The following is a 20,158-nucleotide window of genomic DNA, read 5'->3' on the forward strand; positions in this document are numbered from 1 at the left end:
ATCCGCTTGCCCCCCGCGCTTCAAGCGGGGGGCGGCGGGAGTGTCAGTAGAGCCCCCCAGAGCTGAGCGTGCCAAAGCCCGCATTCTCACGCGGGATGACCCGCCGTTCGCCGGTGGAGGTGGTGACCGCCTGACTGTCTTCGGTTTCGCCCGGCGCGAACATGGGCAGGTTTTCCCCCATGACGAAGCCGCCATCTACCGCGTTGCCGAATTGCGGCTCGATTCCATCGCGGAAATATTCCGAGATGACGTTCGGACCCGATGCGCTGTCCGGCAGGCGCGCGCCCGAGAACCGGTCGATCTTCATGAAATATCCGCCCGGCGGCACCTTGAAATCCGTCCCGCCAAAGCGCGCCACGGCCTTTTCCATGAACTCCTGGAACACCGGCACGCACAGGGTTCCGCCGAAGGCCGACCGGCCCAGCGAACGCGGCTGGTCATACCCGATATAGCAGCCCGCCACGATGTTGGAGGTGTAGCCGATGAACCACACGTCCTTGGCGTCGTTCGTCGTCCCCGTCTTGCCCGCCACGGGCACGGGCAGATGCACGCCGCTGCCCGATCCGCGCTGCACCACGCCCTGCATCATGGAGGTGAGCTGATAGGCGGTGATCGGGTCCATGATCTGGTCGTTGTTGGCCTGAATCTCCGGGGCCTGCCCGCCGGGCAGCGTGGCCGATCCGCAGTTCGTGCAGGTGCGCTGATCATGACGATAGACCGTCCGCCCGAAGCGGTCCTGCACCCGGTCCACCAGCGTCGGTTCCACCCGCTGCCCGCCATTGGCGAACATGGCATAGGCCGACACCATCTTCATCAGCGTCGTTTCCTGCGCGCCCAGCGCGTTGGCCAGGAATTGCCGCATGGGGGCATAGACGCCGAACCGTTCGGCATATTGCGCCACGGTGTCCATGCCGATTTCCTGCGCCAGACGCACGGTCATCAGGTTGCGCGACTGTTCGATCCCCACGCGCATCGGCGTCGGCCCGTAATAGCGCCCGGAGGCGTTCTGCGGCGTCCAGAGGCCCTGAGGGGTGTTCACCTCGATCGGGGCGTCAACGATGATCGTGGCGGGCGTCATGCCCCGATCCAGCGCGGCGGCATAGATGAACGGCTTGAACGACGACCCCGGCTGACGCTGCGCCTGCGTCGCCCGGTTGAAGCTGCTGTCCTGATAGGAGAAGCCGCCCTGCATCGCCAGAACGCGGCCCGAATTCACGTCCATCGCCATGAACCCGCCCTGCACCTCGGGCACCTGACGCAGGGACCACGCGTCCCCGCTTTCGCGCACCAGCACCACGTCGCCCACCGCCACCAGATCGGAGGCCTCGTCGGCGCGGGGGCCAAGGCTGCCATTGGCCGTCAGCTTGCGCGCCCAGGTCACGTCGCTGGCGGGAACGGTGCCCGTGCCCTCCACGTCCTCGATGCCCAGCGTCGCGGTCGCCCCGGCCTCCAGCACCACCGCCGGGTGCCAACCCGGAATGTCGCGCGGAACGGCGGCGGCGGACAGGGCGGGACGCCAGTCGTCCTCGGATCCCAGCACCTCGGGGGGCAGGGTCACGCGGCTGCCGCGCCACACGCCTTTGGAACGGTCAAGCTTCTCCAACCCTTCGCGCAGGGCGGCGGCGGCGTCGGCCTGCAATTCGGGGTCCACCGTGGCGCGGACCGAAAGGCCGCCGCCGAAGAACTGCTGTTCGCCGAAATCCCGCGACAACTGGCGCCGGATCTCGTCCGAGAAATAGCTGCGGGGGGGCAGCGCCTCGCGGTAGGGTTCGTAATCGCCCGTCTGGACCGACCGCAGCGGTTCGGCCAGCGACGCCTCCATCTGCGCATCATCGATATAGCCGTTCTGGCGCATTTCGCGCAGGACGTAATCGCGCCGCTGGGTCAGGCGTTCCCCGTTGGTGGCGGGGTTGTAGCGGCTGGGCGCCTGCGGCATCGACGCAAGAACCGCGGCCTCGGCCGGGTCCAGATCGCTCAGGCTCTTGTTGAAATAGGTCTGCGCCGCCGCTGCCACGCCATAGGAGTTCTGGCCCAGGAAAATCTCGTTCATATAGAGTTCCAGAACCTTGTCCTTGGACAACGAACTGTTCAGCCGTGTGGCCAGGATGATTTCCTTGATCTTGCGTTCCGCCGTGCGGTCCGAGGACAGAAGGAAGTTCTTGGCCACCTGCTGGGTGATGGTGGATGCGCCGCGCACGGTGGCGCCGCGCGTCTGCACCGCCTCCACGATGGCCGCCGTGATGCCGCGCGGGTCATAGCCCTGGTGGGTATAGAAGTTCTTGTCCTCGGCCGAGATGAAGGCGTTCTTCACCAGATCGGGGATTTCCTCCACCGGGACGAAGATGCGGCGTTCATGGGCAAACTCGTCGATCACCTGCCCTTCGCCGTTATAGATGCGGCTGATCGTGGGCGGCGTGTATTGCGCCAGACTGTCATGGCTTGGCAGATCGCGCGAATACATCCAGAAGACCGCGCCCAGAACCAGGGCCCCGAACACGATCCCAAGGGTGATCGCCGTGAAGATGGCCCCGAGAACGGAGCCGATGAACCTGAACACTACCCTGCCCCCGCACCTGTGCTGGGCGGTATATACTCCGCGTGGGGGCGAAGGTCAAAACGACAGGTGCGGCGGTAACGCGATCTTATGGGGGCCCCCTCAGGGGGCGACGATGAACCGAAGCTCGCCATCCTGCGCGGCCCAGGCCTTCAGCGCGTCGCGGATCGCCTGCGCCATGCGCAGACGCCAGGCCTGCGTGGTCATCAGCGCCATGTCGCGGGACGAGGACATGAACCCCAGTTCCAGCAGCACCGACGGCATGTCGGGGGATTTCAACACCGCGAAATCCGCCGCCTGCCGCGGGCGGGTGTGCATACGGATGTCCTGCCCCTTGATCGCCCGTTCCAGCGTCCAGGCCAGACGTTCGGTGCGCGGGGTGGTATCGGTGCGGGTCATGTCCATCAGCACGCGGGCCAGCGCATCGTCCTGCCCACCCAGATCGACGCCCGCCAGAATGTCGTCGCGGTCGTGCATCGCGGCCAGCACTTCGGCCGCGCGGTCGGTCGCGTTCGGGGAAAAGGTGTAGATGGTGGCCCCCGACGCCTCGCCCGAACGGATGGCGTCGGCATGGATCGACAGAAACACCCCCGCCCCCGCTTGACGCGCGCGGGTCAGCCGCGCCTCAAGCGACACGAACTCGTCGCTGTCGCGCGTCAGGGCCACGCGGAACGTGCCGTCGGCCACCAGCACCGCCTGCAGCTCCCGCGCGAATTGCAGGGTCAGCGCCTTTTCGGCATAGCCCTGATAGCGGGCGCCGGGGTCGATCCCGCCATGGCCGGGGTCCAGCATCACCGTCAACGGCCCGCGCCCCTGCGCCGGTGCGGGGGCGGGTGGTTCGGGCAGGGTCCATTCGGGCGGCTCGGGGCGGGCCGCCTCGGCGCGGAAGGCGGCCTCGTCGGTCTTTTCCAGCGCGATGGTCACGGTGGCCCCGTTCCCCGTCGCCATGTCGGCGCGGGTGATCGCGAAGGGACCGTTCAGCCCCACCACCAGCCGCGACCAGCCGGGGCGAAGCGAGCCGGAGGTGACCGAGGTCACCCGCCGCCCATGCGTCCACTCGGCCTCCCCCAGATCGGCGCCGCGAAAATCGACGATCAGGCGCGGGGGATCGTCCATCAGCCGCGCGCGCCACGGCACGGGGGCCGAAAGCTTCAGCACCGCTTCCACCCCGCCCAGCCACGGCGTGCGGATGGCCGACCCTTCGGGGTCAAGCCGCGCCCCCTCCTGCGCCACCGCCGCCACGGCCAAGGCCAGCCACAGGGCCAACGCACGCCAGATCATGCCCGCCCCGCCATGAACGTCACAAGCCGGTCCAGCCCTTCCTCGATATCCGCCGTGGCGCGGGCATAGGAGAAGCGCAGCCATTGCCCCCCGCGCACCGGGTCGAAATCATGGCCCGGCGTGACCGCCACCCCCGCCTGATGCAGGATGTCCTGCGCCAGCATACGGCTGTCAGGCGTCAGGTCGGACACGTCGGCATAGATATAGAAGGCCCCATCGGGCGGCGCGATTTTCGTGAACCCCGCCTGCGGCAGGCGTTCCAGCATCAGGGCGCGGTTGCGGGCATAGACGGCGCGGTTGGCCTCCAGCTCCTCCCCCGCCTCAAGCGCGGCCAGCGCGGCCACCTGACTGGCATGGGGCGGGCAGATGAACAGGTTCTGCGCCAGACGCTCCACCCGGCGGACATGATCCTCGGGCACGACCATCCAGCCGATGCGCCAGCCGGTCATGGAAAAATACTTGGAAAACGAATTGATCACATAGGCGCGGTCCGAGATTTCCAGCGCCGATACCGCACGGGGGCCGTAATGCAGCCCGTGATAGATCTCGTCCGAGATGAAGGTTATGTCGCGCCCCGCCGCATGGTCCATCAGCGCGGCCATCGCGGCACGGTCCAGCATCGTGCCCGACGGGTTGCCGGGCGATGCCACGATCAGCCCCGCCAGATCCGGCACCGCCGCCAGATCCTCCGGCACGGGCTGCAGACGGTTCTCCACCCGCGCGGGGATGCCCACGGGCGTCACGCTCAGCGCGCGCAGGATCTGGCGATAGGAGGGATAGCCCGGCTCGCCCAGCGCCACACGGTCGCCCGCATCGAAAAGCGCGGTGAAGGCCAGAAGGAACGCCCCGGACGACCCCGAGGTCACGATCACCCGCGCCGGGTCCATATCCACGCCATACCAGCGGGCATAAAGCGCCGCGATCCCCGCCCGCAACTCCGGCAGGCCCAGCGCCAGCGTATAGCCCAGGGGCCGGTCCATCGCCGCCGTCAGCGCCGCCCGCGCGGCGGCGGGGGCGGGCGTTCCGGGCTGGCCCACCTCCATATGGATGATACGGCGGCCTTGCGCCTCCAGCGTGGCGGCGGCATCCATCACGTCCATGACAAGGAACGGATCGACCCCGCCCCGGTTTGAAACGCGCATCTTTGCCCCCACATATGGCCCACACCCTTCTGTCGGGCACATGGTCGCAGAGGTCAACACTTGCCATCCCGCCGCGCAGCGTGTTCCCTGCCGCCGCAAACATGGAGTCGCCGATGAAACGCCTTGCCCTTGCGGCTGCCCTTGCCGCCCTTGCCCTGCCCGCCGCGGCGCAGGACATGACGAATGCCGAACGCCAGGTGCTGCGCAAGGAAGTGCGCGATTACCTGCTGGAAAACCCCGAAGTGCTGATGGAGGCGATTCAGATACTGGACGAACGCCAGCAGCAACAGCAGGTCGGCGCGGACGAGGCGTTGATCGCCGCCAATGCCGACGCGCTCTTCTCCTCCCCCGCCGATTGGGTGGGCGGCAACGTGGATGGCGACGTGACGGTGGTGGAGTTCATGGATTACCGTTGCGGCTATTGCCGGCAGGCCTTTGCCGAGACGGAGCAGCTTGTTGCGCAGGACGGCAACATCCGCTTCGTGCTGAAGGAACTGCCGATCCTGGGCGAACAGTCGGTCATGGCCTCGCGCTTTGCGCTGGCCGCGAAGGCGATCGGCGGGGATGATGCCTACAAAAAGGCGCATGACGCGTTCTTCACCCTGCGGGGGGAGGTGAACGACGCCACCCTGACCCGGCTGGCGGGCGATCTGGGGCTGGATGCGGCCGAGGTGAAGGCCCGCATGAACGCCGACGACATCACGCAGATCATCGCCGACAACCACGCGTTGGCGCAGAAGATGCAGATCCAGGGCACGCCGACCTTCGTCGTGGGGGACACGTTGCTGCGCGGCTACGTGCCCGGTCCGCAGATGGCGCAGATCGTGCGCAGCGAACGCGAGGGGTAAGATGGGGGGCGGCGGTTATTCCGCCGCCACATCCTCGGCCGCGGCCTTCTCGGCCTCGATCTGCGCGGCCTTGGCCTCCACCTGCTCCACGATGTGGTCGATCATCTGATCGTTCGACAGCTTGTGGCTTTGCTTGCCCGCCAGATAGACCATGCCGCTGCCCGCCCCGCCGCCGGTGAAGCCGATATCGGTCATCAGCGCCTCGCCCGGGCCGTTCACCACGCAGCCGATGATCGACAGGCTCATGGATGTGGTCACATGGGCCAGACGTTCCTCCAGCGTGGACACGGTCTTGATCACGTCGAACCCCTGCCGCGCGCAGGAGGGGCAGGAGATGATCGTGACACCGCGGTGGCGCAGGCCCAGCGATTTCAGGATTTCATACCCGATCTTCACCTCCTCCACCGGATCGGCGGAGAGGGAGACGCGGATCGTGTCGCCGATCCCCATCCACAACAGGTTGCCCAGACCGATGGCGGATTTCACCGTGCCGGAAACCAGCCCCCCGGCCTCGGTGATGCCAAGATGGATCGGGGCATCCGTCGCCTCGGCCAGCGCCTGATAGGCGGCGGCGGCCAGGAACACGTCCGACGCCTTCACCGAAATCTTGAATTCGTGGAAATCGTTGTCCTGCAGGATCTTGATGTGATCCATGCCGGATTCGACCATCGCCTCCGGGCACGGCTCGCCGTATTTCTCCAGAAGGTGGCGTTCCAGCGACCCGGCATTCACCCCGATGCGAATGGAACAGTTGTGATCGCGGGCGGCCTTGATGACCTCCTTCACCCGCGCCTCGTCCCCGATATTGCCGGGGTTGATCCGCAGGCAGGCCGCGCCCGCCGCCGCCGATTCGATCGCGCGTTTGTAATGGAAGTGGATGTCGGCGACCAAGGGTACCGGACTTTCGGCCACGATCTCCTTCAACGCGCGGGACGATTCCTCGTCCGGGACGGAGACGCGGACGATATCCGCCCCCGCCGCCGCCGCCGCCTGAATCTGGGCGATGGTGCCGCGGACGTCGGTGGTCAGCGTGTTGGTCATGGTCTGGACCGAGATCGGGGCATCGCCCCCCACGGCCACATTGCCCACCATGATCTGCCGGGATTTCCGGCGATAGATATTTCGCCACGGACGGACGTGGTTCAGCGACATGGGGGAAAACTCCGCTTTGGCCATGCGCCGAACATAGGTGGCGCGGGGCCGTTCGGCAACCGCCCCTATTGCGCGGCGTCGGCGGTCAGGATCTTCTGCAGATCGGCATCCTGCGTCGCGTCCGCGGCGGCATAGGTTTCGGTCAGCGCCTGCGGCGTCAGGCTGACATTCTTGACCACCGACGCCCCGGCAGCGGCGGGGCCATAGGTCTGCCCGTTCACCGCGAAATAGACCGAGCCGGAATTGCCCGCGCGCAGCCGCGCCGGTTCTTCCATCTGCGGCACCTCATACCGTTCGCCGGCCCCGAGGATCTTTTCGAACAGCACCGTGCCGTCGGCCGATTGCACGCGCACCCAGGACGGGCGCACCGCCAGGATTTCCACGGCCGGGGCCTGCGCCGCGACCACCTGCGGGGCGGCGGCGTCGGGCTGTTCGGGGCCGAACACCTCGCCCGCCTCGGCCGTCTGAACCGCACCTGCACGGGGGTCGATCGTGCCGATGGGCCCGTCGCGCGGCACAAGAACCGGCACATCCAGCGCCTGATCCTGCGGGCGATAGAGGCGCGCCATCAGATCATCGGACCGCAGGCCGGCTTCGGTCGCCGGTTGCACGGGATCGTCGGCACGGCGCCCCATGCCCGCCAGCGGATCCATGTCCGCCACGACATCGGGCGATTGGGTCACGGGGGCCAGCTGCACCTGCTGGATCTGCTTCAGAACCGACCAGCCGCCGAAACCGATGCCGCCGATCAGCATGGCCACGACCAGGATCGACGCCACGGCCCGCAGATCGATCTGCGCGGCAAGGCTTTGCCCGCGCGGCAGGAATTTCGGATGCGGATCGGCCAGCGGATCGCGCGCGACCCCGGCCCGGACGGGAACCGGACGCTTGGGCGATCCGGTCGCCATGCCGTGATGCAGCGTGAAATTGGCCTCGACGCAGAACTTCTCATAGGCCCATTCCGGGTCCATCCCCAGATACCGGGAATAGGACCGGATATAGCCTGCGATGAACCCCTGGCTTTCGAACGCCGTAAGGTCGCAATTCTCGATCGCGGCGATATAGGTGGCCTTGATCCGAAGCTCGCGCTGGACGTCCAGAAGGGATTTTCCCAGCGTCGCCCGTTCGCCGCGCATGATGTCGCCAAGACGCAACTCGAAGTCGTCAAACCCCTTGGGTTTGCCGTCCGTCGCCGTCGAAGGGGATGTCCTCCGCCAGATCATGCTCAATTCTGCCCTGCCCCGGATATGCCCGAGCCTTGTCCCGACTCGAGCCGCTTGATACTTCGATCACCTATCACAGACCAGAGAGCATTGCATCCGGCAATTCGTCAGGCCGACATCTCGGCGCGATTCAGCGCACAGTGCCCCCACAGGGAATCCAGCGCCTTCACCAGCCCGTCGATCTGCGCCGCGTCATGCAGGGGGGACGGGGTGAAGCGCAGCCGTTCCGTGCCGCGCGGCACGGTGGGGAAGTTGATCGGCTGCACATACATGCCATGATCTTCCAGCAGCATGTCCGACAGCATCTTGCAATGGACGGGGTGCCCCACATGCACCGGAACGATGTGGCTGCCGTGATCGATCAGCGGCAGGCCCAGCCCCTTCAGCCGCATCTTCAGCGTCGCCGCCTGGCTTTGGTGCCGCGCCCGCACCGCGCCGTCGCCCTTCAGATGCCGGATCGACGCCGCCGCCCCCGCCGCCACCGCCGGCGGAAGCGAGGTGGTGAAGATGAACCCCGGCGCATAGGACCGCACCGCGTCCATCATCTTCGCCGACCCCGCGACATAGCCGCCAAACACCCCGAACGCCTTGCCCAAGGTGCCGTTGATGATGTCGATCCGCCCCATCAGCCCGTCGCGCTCGGCCACCCCGGCCCCGCGCGCGCCATACATGCCCACGGCATGAACCTCGTCGATATACGTCAGCGCGCCGAATTCGTCCGCCAGATCGCAGATCGCCCCGATGGGACCGAAATCACCGTCCATGGAATAGATCGACTCGAACGCGATCAGCACGGGACGCCCGCGCAGACCCTCGAGTATCTCGCGCAGATGGGCCAGGTCGTTGTGGCGGAACACGTGCTTTTCCCCGCGCCCGTTGCGAATGCCCTGGATCATCGACGCATGGTTCAGCTCGTCCGAGACGATGACCAGACCGGGGAACAGCTTCGGCAGGGTCTGCAACGTCGCGTCATTGGCCATATAGGCCGAGGTGAAGACCAGCGCCGCCTCCTTGCCGTGCAGATCGGCGATCTCCGCCTCCAGCGCCTTGTGATAAAGCGTGGTGCCCGAGATGTTGCGCGTGCCGCCCGACCCGGCGCCGGCCGCGTCCAGCGCGTCGTGCATCGCGGCCAGAACGTCGGGATGCTGCCCCATGCCAAGATAGTCGTTGCCGCACCAGACGGTGATCTCCCGCTCGGTCCCGTCGGGTCGGCGCCACAGGGCGCGGGGAAAATCGCCCTGCCGACGCTCGATGTCGATGAAGGTGCGGTAACGCCCTTCGTCATGCAGACGGCTCAGGGCGGTGTCCAAGGCGGTATCATAGGTCATGTGCTGTCTCCCTGACGCCCGGATGGGTTGGCTGGGGCTTGTCGCGTCAGGCCGCAGGCGCGGCTTGACGTGGATGTAAGGGGCGCGTCGTCCCGGTGAAACTGGACAAAACGCCCGACGGATCAGTTCTGAAGGATGACCCGGCAGCCCGCGCCGCATTCGGCGATGGCCGCATCCGCCGCCCCCGCGCCCTTGGCCAGACCCCATTCGCCGGTGGAGGGGGAGATGGCGAAGGCCTTCGGCCCCTCGCCCCGGAAATCGTTCAGGAAGGCGGCGGTCGCGGCCTGCGACAGTTGCACCGGCTGCTGCTGCCAGCCTGCGGGCCGGATATAGCCCACGACTTCGCACGCCCGCTCGGCCTTGCGCTTGGCGTTGCAGTCGCGCAGGGCGGCGGTCGCGGCGGCGTCGGTCGTGTGATAGTTGGCCGCCGCCACCGTGGCCTCGGTCATGATCCCTTCGGCGGGCGAAATCGCAATCGCGCCGTAATAGGGCTGCTGCACGCCCACCGTGCGCAGAAGCGCGGCCTGATCGGCGGGCAGATAGTCCTTGGGCAGGATCTCGACGTCGATGCCCGCCCGAGGGTAGAGCATCCCGCGCACGTCCGTCAGCGTGGTCTGCGCGGCGGCGGGGGTGGCGATCAGAAGCGCAAGGGCAAGGTATTTCATGGTCGTCCTTCCGGTGGCGGCGTGTTCGCCCCGAACATAGCGCGGCGCGTCCGGTCTGGACAGGGGCGGATGCGGTGATACCCTGCGCGCAATTCGGACAAGGACATTCCCATGACGCTTCAATCGGTTCTGGACACCATCGACCGCGACCTGCCGCAGGCGACGGAACGGCTGCTGGACCTGCTGCGCATCCCCTCCATCTCCACCGATCCGGCGTTCAAGGGCGATTGCGACCGGGCGGCGGACTGGCTGGTGGCCGATCTGGCCGAGCTGGGATTCGACGCGCGCAAGGCCGTCACGCCGGGGCATCCGATGGTCGTGGCCCATTCGGGGACCGAAGGCCCGCATGTCCTGTTCTATGGCCATTACGACGTGCAGCCGGTCGATCCGCTGTCGCTGTGGGACCGCGATCCCTTCGACCCGCAGGTGGAGGAGACGGCCAAGGGTCGCGTGATCCGCGGGCGCGGGTCGTCCGACGACAAGGGCCAGCTCATGACCTTCATCGAGGCCTGCCGCGCGTGGAAGGCCGTGCACGGCACCCTGCCCGGCCGCATCACCATCTTCCTTGAGGGGGAGGAGGAATCCGGCTCCCCCTCGCTCATCCCGTTCATGAAGGAGAACGCGGACGAGTTGCGCGCCGACATCGCCCTGATCTGCGACACGGGCCTGTTCGAATCCCGCACCCCCGCCATCGTCACCATGCTGCGCGGGCTGGCGAAATGCGAAGTGACGGTCCACGCCGCCAACAAGGACTTGCATTCGGGCATGTTCGGCGGGCTTGCGATCAACCCGATCCGCGTGCTCACCCGCATTCTGGGCGGCCTGCACGATGACACGGGCGCGGTGGCGGTGCCCGGATTCTATGACGGGGTGAAGGAACTGCCCGACGCGATGCGCCAGCAATGGCAGGCGCTGGCCTTCGATCACGCGTCCTTCCTTGGCGACGTGGACCTGTCGGTCCCCGCCGGCGAACAGGACCGCACCCCGTTGGAGATGATCTGGTCCCGCCCCACGGCGGAGATCAACGGCATCTGGGGCGGCTATACCGGCGCGGGGTTCAAGACCGTGCTGCCCGCCGACGCCCATGCCAAGATCAGCTTCCGTCTGGTGCCCGGCCAGGACCCCGACGCCGTCATGGCCGCGTTCGAGGCATGGTTCACCCCCCAGCTTCCCGCCGATTGCGCGGCGGAGTTCAAGGACGTCAACGGATCCCCGGCGGGCGAAATGCAGATCAGCCATCCGGCCTTCGAGAAGGCCCGCCTTGCGCTGTCGGACGAATGGGAGGTGCCCGCCGCCTATGTCGGCTGTGGCGGGTCGATCCCCATCGCGGGATATTTCCAGACCTATCTGGGGATGGACGCCATGCTGATCGGGTTTGGCAAGGATGACGACCAGATCCATTCCCCGAACGAAAAATACGACCTGGACAGCTTCCACAAGGGCATCCGCTCCTGGGCACGGATCCTCGACCGGCTGATGTGATGCGCACCGAACAGGACATCCTGCGCCTGTCCATCATGGTGACCTTCGCCCTGGCCGCATTCGGCGTGGGCTTCGGCATCTGGACGGGATCATCGTCGATCATCTTCGACGGCGTCTATACCACGCTGGACGCCAGCATGACGGTGCTGGCCCTTCTGGTGTCGCGGCTGATCACCGATTCCCTGTCCGAAAGCGCCCGCGCGCGGCTGGTGCAGCATTTCACCATGGGCTTCTGGCATCTGGAGCCGATCGTGCTGGGCCTCAGCGGAACGCTGCTGATCGTCGCCTCGGGCTATGCGCTGCTGACGGCGATCAGCGACATCCTGTCGGGTGGGCGGGCATTGGAATTCGGCCATGCCGTGATCTATGCCGTCATCGCCGGGGTGGTGGCCGCCGCCATGGCCCTGTTCGGGCACCGTCAGAACAGGAGCATCGGATCGGCCTTTCTTGCGCTGGACGTGAAGGCCTGGACGATTTCGGCGGGGCTGACCTCGGCCTTGCTGGTCGCGTTCGTCTTCGGCTGGCTTATTCAGGGGACGCGGCTGGAATGGCTGTCACCCTATGTCGATCCGGCCGCCTTGGCGCTGGTGTGCCTGATCGTGCTGCCCATGCCCATCCCCACCGTGCGCGGGGCGCTGGCCGACATCCTCCTCGTCACCCCGCGCGACCTGCGCGAGGAGGTGGAGGGCGTGGCCCAGCAGATCGTCGATCAATACGGGTTTCTGGATTACCGCGCCTACGTCGCGCGGGTCGGGCGCGGGCGCCAGATCGAGCTGTATTTCATCGTCCCCACCGGAACGCCCCCCCGCGCGCTGGAGGAATGGGACGCGATCCGCGACGAGATCGCCCCCCTGATCGAAGGTCGGGGGCCGGACCGCTGGCTGACCATCGCCTTCACGACCGATCTGAACTGGGCCACGTAGGATACGAAAAAACCGCCCCGAGGGGCGGCCTTTTTCGTGGAATGGCGCGGTTGACGGGGCTCGAACCCGCGACCCTCGGCGTGACAGGCCGATACTCTAACCAACTGAGCTACAACCGCATTCCAACGGCAGCAGGACTTGGGGCGAAAGTGGCGCGGTTGACGGGGCTCGAACCCGCGACCCTCGGCGTGACAGGCCGATACTCTAACCAACTGAGCTACAACCGCCCTTTCGCCGCCCGGACCTGCCGAACGTGGGGAGGGTTTACGCACACGCATCGCCCCCGTCAAGCGCCCTTTCGCGCGAAATCGTCACGTTCCGCAAAAGGTGCGATAGGGGCCGAAATCCGCAGGTGCAGGCTGGGCCAGCGCCTCGTGCTCCGGCTGGTCGTCGAACGGGCGCTGCAACACCTGCGTCAGGCGGTCGAACGGCCCCATGTCGCCCGCATGGGCGGCGGCCAGCGCCTCCTCCACCCGATGGTTGCGCGGGATAAACAGCGGATTCGCCGCCCGCATCCGGTTGGCCGAGCCGTCGTCCTGCCGCGCCTGCCAGCGGGGAAGCCAGCCCTCCAGCCACCCATCGGCCATCAGGCGCGAACGGAACCCGTCCATGTCCCGCCCCAGATCGCGGAAGGACAGCGTCCAGTCGGCCCCTTCGATCCCGCGCAGAAAGTCCTCGGCCAGCGCTAGATCGCCCGTCTCCTCGCCCGCCAGACCCAGCTTGGCCCGCATTCCCGACAGCCAGGCCGCCTGATACTGCGCCGCCACGCCCTCCAGTATCCCGGTCGCCCGCGCGATGGCCTGCGATTCGTCGGTGTCGATCAGCGGCAGAATCGCCTCGGCCAACCGCGCAAGGTTCCACCCCAGGATCATCGGCTGGTGGCCATAGGCATACCGCCCCTGCCGGTCGATGCTGGAAAACACCACCCCCGGCGCATAGGCCTCCATGAACGCGCATGGCCCGTAATCGATCGTCTCGCCCGATATGGTCATGTTGTCGGTGTTCATGACCCCATGGACAAATCCCACCAGCATCCATTTCGCGATCAACTCCGCCTGCCGCGCGGCGACATCGGCGAAGAACCCCGCGTAATCCCCCGCCCGATGCGGATAATGCCGTGCGATGGCGTAATCGGCCAAGGCCTGCACATCGCCGTTCGCCGCCGCATACTGGAACGTGCCGACGCGCAGATGGCTCGCCGCCGTCCGCACCAGAATCGCCCCCGGCAGCGGCCCGTCCTCGCGCCACACCGACTCGCCCGTCGTCACCACGGCCAAGGCTCCGGTCGTGGGGATGCCAAGCCCCGTCATGGCCTGCGCCATCAGATATTCGCGCAGCACCGGCCCCAATGCCGCCTTGCCATCCGCCCCACGGGAATAGGGCGTCCGCCCCGACCCCTTCAGCGCGACGTCGGTCAGCACCCCGTCGCGCGCCACCTCGCCCAGCAAAAGCGCGCGCCCATCGCCCAGCCGGGGGGAATAGCCGCCGAACTGGTGTCCGGCATAGACCTGCGCCACGGGATGCGCGCCCTCGGGAACCTCCATCCCCGCCAGCATCTGCGGCGAGGCGTCGGCCAACCCAAGGCGGTCCGCCAGCGCGCGGTTCATCCGCAGGATCTTGGGACCCGGAACGTTCGCGCCTTGCCACGGGGTGACAAGGTCGGGAAGGGCGTCGGCGTAATGATGGGTCAAACGGATCTGGGTCATGGCCCCAAGATGGGCCGTTCGGCCGTCCACCGCCACCCGTTCACGATAAAATCACACCCCGGCGACGGAAATGTGGGAACCGAACGTAAGGGTTGGGGTTAACCCCGCATATTCAGGGGTGACACCTCATCGGATCCTAAGGAGATATTGGATATGACCCGTAAAGTCGTTCTCGCCATTTCGGCCCTCACCATCGTCGCCACGGTCGCAGCTTGCGGCAACACCCGCGGTCAGCGCGTGGCCACCGGTGCCCTGGGCGGTGCCGTCGCAGGTGAGGTTCTGGGCGGAGAGCCGGTTGCCGGCGCCCTGATCGGTGGCGGCATCGGCGCCGTCAACTAAGACGCTGCGCCTTCGGGCAAACGAAAACCGGGGGACGCGGTCCCCCGGTTTTTTCATGTCCGCACCTCAGGTTCGGGTGGCAAGAACCGCCATCCGCTCGCCGCATTCGCGCAGCGCGCCCCGATCGCGCCCCCAAGCCAGCTCCACCTCGCCTTGGGTCAGCGCGCGCTCCGGCAACGTCTGCGGCAAGGCGCAAGGCACGGTCAGGCTCGGAACCTCACCGCTGGTTGAGGCGGCGCACGCTGTCAGCGCGCAAAGACAAGGCAGAAGCATCAGGGTCCGCATGGGCGGCATCCTCCAGGGTTCGGAACAAACGATCACGTTCGGCCACGGCGCGCAGCCGCGCAGCCTCGGCCCGGCGGGCGGCGGCGGCGGCGGCCTCTGCCCGGGTCTGCGCCTCGGCCAAACGCAGGGCGGCGGCCGTGTCGGCGGCACGATGCCCCATCCGCCACCCATGCCCCCCGCAGGCCAACCCGAAGGCCAGCAACGCAAGGATCAGCCACGCCCTCATGACGCCACCAGATCGGGCACCTTCGCCCATTTCGCATAAGCCGCCGCCAACCGCGTGTGGTATCCGTGTCTGGCGTAGCCTGCGCCGTTATAGCCCCGCGCAAAGGCCGACCAGTCATGGCGGCGCAGTTCGTCATCCAGCCCCTCGGACTGGATGAACCGCACCATCGCCTCAAGCTGGGCCGGCTCCGAATCCATGAAGGCCGCGACCATCGCCTGCGCGGTCGGGTATCCGGCGGCCTTGTGGTTGAACCCCATGATCTGCCCCAGACCCCAGGAACAGGACCGCAGTGCCGCCACCGGATCCAGCATCATCGCCATGACCAGGCGGGGATAGCTGTCGCGCGGATAGGGCTTCTCCCCCCATTTGGGATAGGCAAGGCCCGCCCGTTCCGCCCCACGGCGCTTGGCCTCGGGCAGTTCGCGCCAGAAGACATGCGGCTCGAACAACATGCGCGGGCGGCCCTTGGCGTCGAACCCGCCGCCCGCCGTCTCCACCTCGATCACGGCGCGGATTTCGTCCTCGCCCACGCCGATCAGCGCGCCGATCTCCGGCAGATCGTAGTCGTTCAGCCGCACCGCGCGGCCCTGAAAGCGGTGTGTCATAGGAACCCCCAGATGAAAATGACGACGGCAAGGGCAAGGGACCAGGTGCGGCATTCCTCGGCGACCAGACGGCGGATGGGATCAGGCATCGCCCATCCTCCGCGCCCGCGTCTCCACCAGCGCCACGATCAACCGGACGCCAGACATGCCCAGCGTGCCGGCCACGAACGCGGCCATGGTCATGGAATGGGGGGATTCGGTCATCCCCAGCGTCCACAGGATGATCGGCCAAAGATAATGGCCGGCCAGCACCCCGCCCGCCACCGCCATGCCGGCATCGCGCAAATGCCGCCGGTCGGTCGCGATCCAGCGCGTCAACCCGCCCAGCGCACTGGCCAGAAGCGTGCCACCGCCCTCCGACAGCACCGCGCCGCATCCCAGAACGATCCGCTCCATCCCCCAACCCTTTCGTCGTGATGGGGGCAAGGTGCGACGGCGGGGGTTAAGACAGCCGATCCGCCCCGCGCGGTGCGGGTGCAACGGGTGCGCTCAGGGCCGAAAACGACAAAAGCGGACCGCGATGGCCCGCTTTTCGTAAAATGGTGCGGTCGAGAGGACTCGAACCTCCACGGGAGTTACCCCACAGCGACCTCAACGCTGCGCGTCTACCAATTCCGCCACGACCGCATATCCTGACTTGGTAGCGGGCTTGTAGCCGAGGCCGATCATGATGAAAAGCGGATTTTTACGCCCCCCGCACGATTGTATATGACCGCCGTTTCGCCCATGTGTGGGAACAGCGAACGGATATGAGCGACCCTTATGGAATGGACCCATCTTCCCGGCCGGGCGGATTATGCGGCAACCCTTGCCGCGATGGAGGAACGGGTCGCCCGCATCGCCGCCGGTGACGCACCCGAGGCGGTCTGGCTCTTGGAGCATCCGCCCCTCTATACCGCCGGCACCTCGGCCGACCCCCAGGATCTTGTGGCCCCCGACCGTTTCCCCGTCTTCGCGGCCGGGCGTGGCGGGCAATACACCTATCACGGGCCGGGGCAGAGGGTCGCCTATGTGATGCTGGATCTGGGCGCCCGCGGACGCGACGTGCGCAAATTCGTCTGCGCGCTGGAGGGCTGGGTCATCGCCACCCTCGCCGAATTCGGTGTGCGGGGCGAACGGCGCGAGGGGCGCGTCGGCGTCTGGGTCGCCCGCCCCGATCTTCCCCCGACCGCGACCGGCGCCGTGCGCGAAGACAAGATCGCGGCCATCGGCGTCAAGCTGCGCCGCTGGATCAGCTTTCACGGCATCTCCATCAATGTCGAACCCGATCTGGCCCATTTCGACGGCATCGTGCCCTGCGGCATTCGCGATCACGGCGTCACGAGCCTTGTCGATCTGGGCCTGCCGGTCACCATGGCGGATGTGGATGCGGCCCTGATGGCCACCTTTCCCGATCATTTTCCGAAGGCCGCGCGATGACCGCCCTGCTGACCACCGATCCCCGGCGAATCGCCCTTGCTCATACCGCGCTGGCGTTGGTGGCGGGCGCGCTGGCCTTGGCGGCGGTCCTGATCCTGCGCGCCACCCCGACCCTTGCCGATGCGCTGAGCCTGGCCCATGGCGCAATCCTGACCGTATTCGTGACGTTGCCGGTTCTGTTCTGCGGGCTGGGCCTCTGGCGCATGGCGGTGATGATCGGCGCGCCGGGCCTCGCCTATCCCCGCGCCGCCAATCTTGGGGCATGGCTGCATGGCGCAAGCCTGCCCACCGGGGCCGCATCACTTCTGCTGGCGGACGCGCGGCTCGCGCTTGCGGCGTTGGCGTTGATGGCGACCTGCCTGATGATCGGCGCGTTCAACGCGATCGCGACCTTCCTCAATATGCGCGCGCCGGGCGTGACGCTGGCAAAGGCCGCACCCCTCGCTTGGGCCACTTCGCTGACCGGGATGGTGATCCTGACGGCCCTGCCAGTGATGATGGCCGCCGCCATGGATCCCGTTCCCAGCCTTCCCGCCCTGCGCGACATAGTCTGGGTCACCGGGCAGCCGCATCTGACGGCGCTGTGTCTTCTGACGCTGGGCGTGGCGTCCAGCCTGCTGCCCCCCCCTCGTCGCAGGGCGCTGGCGCAGGGCAGCCTCGGGATGATCGCGGCACTGGGACTTGTCTTGTGGTTGCAGCAGGTGCTGAACACCGGGCCGATGCCCGATGCACAGGCCATGTTCCGCCTTACCATCCTGATCGCTGCCCCCTTCGCGCTGCTGTTCGCCGGCGCGGGCTGGGGGTTGCCGCGCGGCCCGCAGGCCGTCTGGATCATCGGGATGATCGCCGCCACCGCCGCCGGCCTTCTTCCCTTGGCCGAGGATATGACCGCCCGCCTTCATGGGATCCTCGGCCTCGCCTCGGTCTTTGCGACCTTCGGGGCGACGATGCTGTGGTTTCCTGCGCTGACCGGACGGCACCTGCCGCCCCGCATGGCATATGGGCAGGCCGTGGCAATGGTCGCGGGGGGGCTTCTGACGCTCCTTCCCGCCGCGCAGCCCATGGCCACGATCGGCATGGCGCTGATGACGGGGGCCTTCATGGCCTTTCTCGGCATGGCCGCCTGGGCGTTGGCCTTCGGCCCCCGCGCGCCCACGGAAACGGCGGAGGCGCGCTCCGCCGCGCCCCAGATCAGCTGAGCCGGGCCTTCACCTGCGGCCCCACGGCGGCAAAGTCCATCTGGCCGGTGTAACGCGTCTTCAACTCCGCCATCACCCGCCCCATGTCCCGAAGCGAGGTTGCGCCCGTGGCGGTCACGGCGGCATCGATCGCCGCCGCCACTTCGTCGGGCGACAGGCGGCGCGGCAGGAACTCCTCCACCACCTTGATCTCCGACCGCTCCTTCGCGGCCAGCTCGGGCCGCCCGCCCTCGTCATAGACGCGCGCGCTTTCCTGACGCTGCTTCACCATCCGCCCCAGCACGGCCAGAATGTCGGCATCCGACACCGCCTCCTGCCCCTCGCCGCGCGCGGCGATGTCGCGGTCCTTGATGGCGGCGTTGATCAGGCGCAGGGTGGACAGGCGGTCACCATCGCGGGCGCGCATCGCCTCTTTCAGCGCATCTTGCAGTCGGTCGCGGGTGCTCATCGGGATCATCCTTGTGTCACAAGGGCGAATACATATCGCGCCTGCCCAGATGCGGCAAGAATGAACGAACCCGCCTTGACCCTGCCCGTTCGGACGCCTAATTTCCGCCCGTTTATCAAAAAGGAGTCGCGCCATGGAGCCGCAATCGAAACCCACCGCCTGCCTGGCGCTGGCCGATGGGACGGTCTTCTACGGACGCGGCTTCGGCGCGACCGGGGAAACGGTGGCCGAACTGGTGTTCAACACCGCCATGACCGGCTATCAGGAAGTGATGACCGATCCCTCCTATGCAGGTCAGATCGTCACCTTCACCTTCCCCCATATCGGCAATGTCGGCACCACGGCGGAAGACGATGAAACCGCCGATCCCGTCGCGGCGGGCATGGTCGTCAAATGGGACCCGACCGAGCCGTCGAATTGGCGCGCCACCGAAACGCTGAACGAATGGCTGCGGCTGAAGGGCCGGATCGGCATCGGCGGTCTCGACACCCGCCGCCTGACCCGCGCGATCCGCCAGCAGGGCGCACCCCATGCGGCCCTTGCGCACGATCCCGACGGCAATTTCGACGTGCCCGCCCTTGTGGCCCGCGCCAAGGCCTGGGCCGGTCTGGTCGGCCTCGACCTCGCGCGCGACGTGACCTGCGCGCAATCCTATCGCTGGGATGAAATGCGCTGGGCTTGGCCCGACGGGTTCAAGAAGCGCGAGGGCGAGGGCCTGCGCGTCGTCGCCATCGATTATGGTGCGAAGCGCAACATCCTGCGCTGCTTGGCCTCGGCCGGTTGCGACGTGACGGTCCTGCCCGCCACGGCCACCGCCGAGGAGGTGCTGGCCCTGAACCCCGAAGGCGTGTTCCTGTCGAACGGCCCCGGCGATCCGGCGGCCACGGGCGAATATGCCGTCCCGGCGATCAAGGGCATTCTGGAGCGTGACATTCCGGTCTTCGGCATATGCCTCGGCCACCAAATGCTGGCCCTCGCCCTTGGGGCGCAAACGGTGAAGATGAGCCACGGGCACCACGGCGCGAACCACCCCGTCAAGGACAATGAGACGGGCAAGGTGGAGATCACGTCGATGAACCACGGTTTCACCGTGGACAGCCAGACCCTGCCCGCCGGCGTTTCGGAAACCCATGTCAGCTTGTTCGACGGATCCAATTGCGGCATCCGCATGGATGGCCGCCCGGTCTTCTCGGTGCAGTATCACCCCGAGGCGAGCCCCGGCCCCCAGGACAGCTATCACCTGTTCGAGCGGTTTGCCGAGGCGATGAAGACCCGCCGCGCCTGACGGGCCCGGGCGCGCGTTAACCATAGGTTAACCGTTTCACGACAGGAT

At 67.2% G+C, this 20,158-nt stretch carries 20 protein-coding genes and 3 tRNA genes; 7 read left to right on the plus strand and 16 right to left on the minus strand.

All coding sequences use genetic code 11. The annotated features are described in order from the left end of the window. Positions 1–43: 43 nt before the first annotated feature. The 3 genes from MU449_RS10260 to MU449_RS10270 all read right to left on the minus strand — a co-directional run bounded on the left by MU449_RS10260 (position 44) and on the right by MU449_RS10270 (position 4,977). Positions 44–2,557, minus strand: a complete 2,514-nt coding sequence (locus tag MU449_RS10260; RefSeq protein ID WP_244737994.1) for a penicillin-binding protein 1A — start codon at positions 2,555–2,557, stop codon at positions 44–46. Between the two features lie 99 nt (positions 2,558–2,656). Further along, positions 2,657–3,835 (minus strand): N-acetylmuramoyl-L-alanine amidase, encoded by a 1,179-nt coding sequence (locus MU449_RS10265; RefSeq protein WP_244737995.1) that lies wholly within the window; start codon positions 3,833–3,835, stop codon positions 2,657–2,659. Then, on the minus strand, positions 3,832–4,977 hold the full coding sequence (locus MU449_RS10270) for a pyridoxal phosphate-dependent aminotransferase (protein WP_244737996.1): 1,146 nt from the start codon (positions 4,975–4,977) through the stop codon (positions 3,832–3,834). Before MU449_RS10270 ends, MU449_RS10265 begins: the two co-directional genes overlap by 4 nt. A 113-nt stretch (positions 4,978–5,090) precedes the next feature. On the opposite strand from MU449_RS10270, the gene MU449_RS10275 reads away from it, so the two are divergent. Further along, a complete protein-coding gene (locus MU449_RS10275; protein ID WP_244737997.1) occupies positions 5,091–5,825 on the plus strand; it encodes a DsbA family protein in 735 nt (244 codons plus the stop codon). Between the two features lie 15 nt (positions 5,826–5,840). Here the strand turns inward: MU449_RS10275 and ispG are convergent, their stop codons facing one another. From ispG to MU449_RS10295, 4 genes are all read right to left on the minus strand, one after another. Beyond that, complete coding sequence (ispG, locus tag MU449_RS10280; RefSeq protein ID WP_244739034.1) at positions 5,841–6,977, minus strand: flavodoxin-dependent (E)-4-hydroxy-3-methylbut-2-enyl-diphosphate synthase; 1,137 nt, start codon at positions 6,975–6,977, stop codon at positions 5,841–5,843. A 65-nt stretch (positions 6,978–7,042) separates the two neighbouring features. Next, positions 7,043–8,200, minus strand: coding sequence for a helix-turn-helix domain-containing protein (locus MU449_RS10285; RefSeq protein ID WP_244737998.1), 1,158 nt, complete (start codon positions 8,198–8,200; stop codon positions 7,043–7,045). Between the two features lie 107 nt (positions 8,201–8,307). Continuing rightward, complete coding sequence (gene hemA / locus MU449_RS10290; RefSeq protein ID WP_244737999.1) at positions 8,308–9,528, minus strand: 5-aminolevulinate synthase; 1,221 nt, start codon at positions 9,526–9,528, stop codon at positions 8,308–8,310. A 122-nt stretch (positions 9,529–9,650) separates the two neighbouring features. After that, entirely contained in the window at positions 9,651–10,193 is a 543-nt protein-coding gene (locus MU449_RS10295; protein WP_244738000.1) for a 5-aminolevulic acid synthase, read from the minus strand. Positions 10,194–10,304: 111 nt separating this feature from the next. Here MU449_RS10295 and MU449_RS10300 point away from each other — a divergent pair, with 111 nt between their 5' ends. Together MU449_RS10300 and MU449_RS10305 are read left to right on the plus strand one after the other, a co-directional pair. Next, positions 10,305–11,675, plus strand: a complete 1,371-nt coding sequence (locus MU449_RS10300) for a M20/M25/M40 family metallo-hydrolase (RefSeq protein WP_244738001.1) — start codon at positions 10,305–10,307, stop codon at positions 11,673–11,675. Further along, positions 11,675–12,598, plus strand: a complete 924-nt coding sequence (locus tag MU449_RS10305; protein ID WP_244738002.1) for a cation diffusion facilitator family transporter — start codon at positions 11,675–11,677, stop codon at positions 12,596–12,598. The genes MU449_RS10300 and MU449_RS10305 overlap by 1 nt, the downstream gene beginning before the upstream one ends. Positions 12,599–12,640: 42 nt before the next feature. On the opposite strand, the gene MU449_RS10310 is transcribed toward MU449_RS10305, so the two are convergent. The 3 genes from MU449_RS10310 to MU449_RS10320 all read right to left on the minus strand — a co-directional run bounded on the left by MU449_RS10310 (position 12,641) and on the right by MU449_RS10320 (position 14,304). After that, positions 12,641–12,717: transfer RNA gene (locus tag MU449_RS10310), tRNA-Asp, on the minus strand. Positions 12,718–12,748: 31 nt separating this feature from the next. Further along, a tRNA-Asp gene (locus MU449_RS10315) sits at positions 12,749–12,825 on the minus strand. 84 nt (positions 12,826–12,909) lie between these two features. After that, complete coding sequence (locus MU449_RS10320) at positions 12,910–14,304, minus strand: protein adenylyltransferase SelO (protein WP_244738003.1); 1,395 nt, start codon at positions 14,302–14,304, stop codon at positions 12,910–12,912. 153 nt (positions 14,305–14,457) lie between these two features. On the opposite strand from MU449_RS10320, the gene MU449_RS10325 reads away from it, so the two are divergent. Beyond that, positions 14,458–14,643 (plus strand): hypothetical protein, encoded by a 186-nt coding sequence (locus MU449_RS10325; RefSeq protein ID WP_244738004.1) that lies wholly within the window; start codon positions 14,458–14,460, stop codon positions 14,641–14,643. 66 nt (positions 14,644–14,709) lie between these two features. On the opposite strand, the gene MU449_RS15820 is transcribed toward MU449_RS10325, so the two are convergent. The 5 genes from MU449_RS15820 to MU449_RS10345 form a co-directional block, all read right to left on the minus strand. Beyond that, positions 14,710–14,832: a hypothetical protein gene (locus tag MU449_RS15820; protein WP_280517652.1), complete on the minus strand. Its 123-nt coding sequence runs from the start codon at positions 14,830–14,832 to the stop codon at positions 14,710–14,712. Positions 14,833–14,860: 28 nt separating this feature from the next. Beyond that, entirely contained in the window at positions 14,861–15,154 is a 294-nt protein-coding gene (locus tag MU449_RS10330) for a hypothetical protein (protein ID WP_244738005.1), read from the minus strand. Beyond that, positions 15,151–15,759 (minus strand): N-acetylmuramidase family protein, encoded by a 609-nt coding sequence (locus MU449_RS10335; protein WP_244738006.1) that lies wholly within the window; start codon positions 15,757–15,759, stop codon positions 15,151–15,153. Before MU449_RS10335 ends, MU449_RS10330 begins: the two co-directional genes overlap by 4 nt. Positions 15,760–15,840: 81 nt before the next feature. Continuing rightward, positions 15,841–16,155: a hypothetical protein gene (locus tag MU449_RS10340; protein WP_244738007.1), complete on the minus strand. Its 315-nt coding sequence runs from the start codon at positions 16,153–16,155 to the stop codon at positions 15,841–15,843. A gap of 144 nt (positions 16,156–16,299) precedes the next feature. Then, positions 16,300–16,386 (minus strand) — tRNA-Leu (locus tag MU449_RS10345). Positions 16,387–16,521: 135 nt separating this feature from the next. Here MU449_RS10345 and lipB point away from each other — a divergent pair. Both lipB and MU449_RS10355 read left to right on the plus strand, forming a co-directional pair. Beyond that, positions 16,522–17,178: a lipoyl(octanoyl) transferase LipB gene (gene lipB, locus MU449_RS10350; RefSeq protein ID WP_244738008.1), complete on the plus strand. Its 657-nt coding sequence runs from the start codon at positions 16,522–16,524 to the stop codon at positions 17,176–17,178. Then, positions 17,175–18,377 (plus strand): cbb3-type cytochrome c oxidase subunit I, encoded by a 1,203-nt coding sequence (locus MU449_RS10355; RefSeq protein ID WP_244738009.1) that lies wholly within the window; start codon positions 17,175–17,177, stop codon positions 18,375–18,377. The genes lipB and MU449_RS10355 overlap by 4 nt, the downstream gene beginning before the upstream one ends. On the opposite strand, the gene MU449_RS10360 is transcribed toward MU449_RS10355, so the two are convergent. Next, positions 18,370–18,825, minus strand: coding sequence for a GatB/YqeY domain-containing protein (locus tag MU449_RS10360; RefSeq protein WP_244738010.1), 456 nt, complete (start codon positions 18,823–18,825; stop codon positions 18,370–18,372). The genes MU449_RS10355 and MU449_RS10360 overlap by 8 nt on opposite strands. Before the next feature lie 133 nt (positions 18,826–18,958). Between MU449_RS10360 and carA the strand changes: the two genes are divergently transcribed. Next, positions 18,959–20,110, plus strand: coding sequence for a glutamine-hydrolyzing carbamoyl-phosphate synthase small subunit (gene carA, locus MU449_RS10365; RefSeq protein ID WP_244738011.1), 1,152 nt, complete (start codon positions 18,959–18,961; stop codon positions 20,108–20,110). The last annotated feature ends 48 nt before the right edge of the window (positions 20,111–20,158 follow it).

Origin of the sequence: Falsirhodobacter halotolerans (genome assembly GCF_022899245.1) — a bacterium.
GTDB classification, from domain to species: Bacteria; Pseudomonadota; Alphaproteobacteria; order Rhodobacterales; family Rhodobacteraceae; genus Falsirhodobacter; species Falsirhodobacter halotolerans.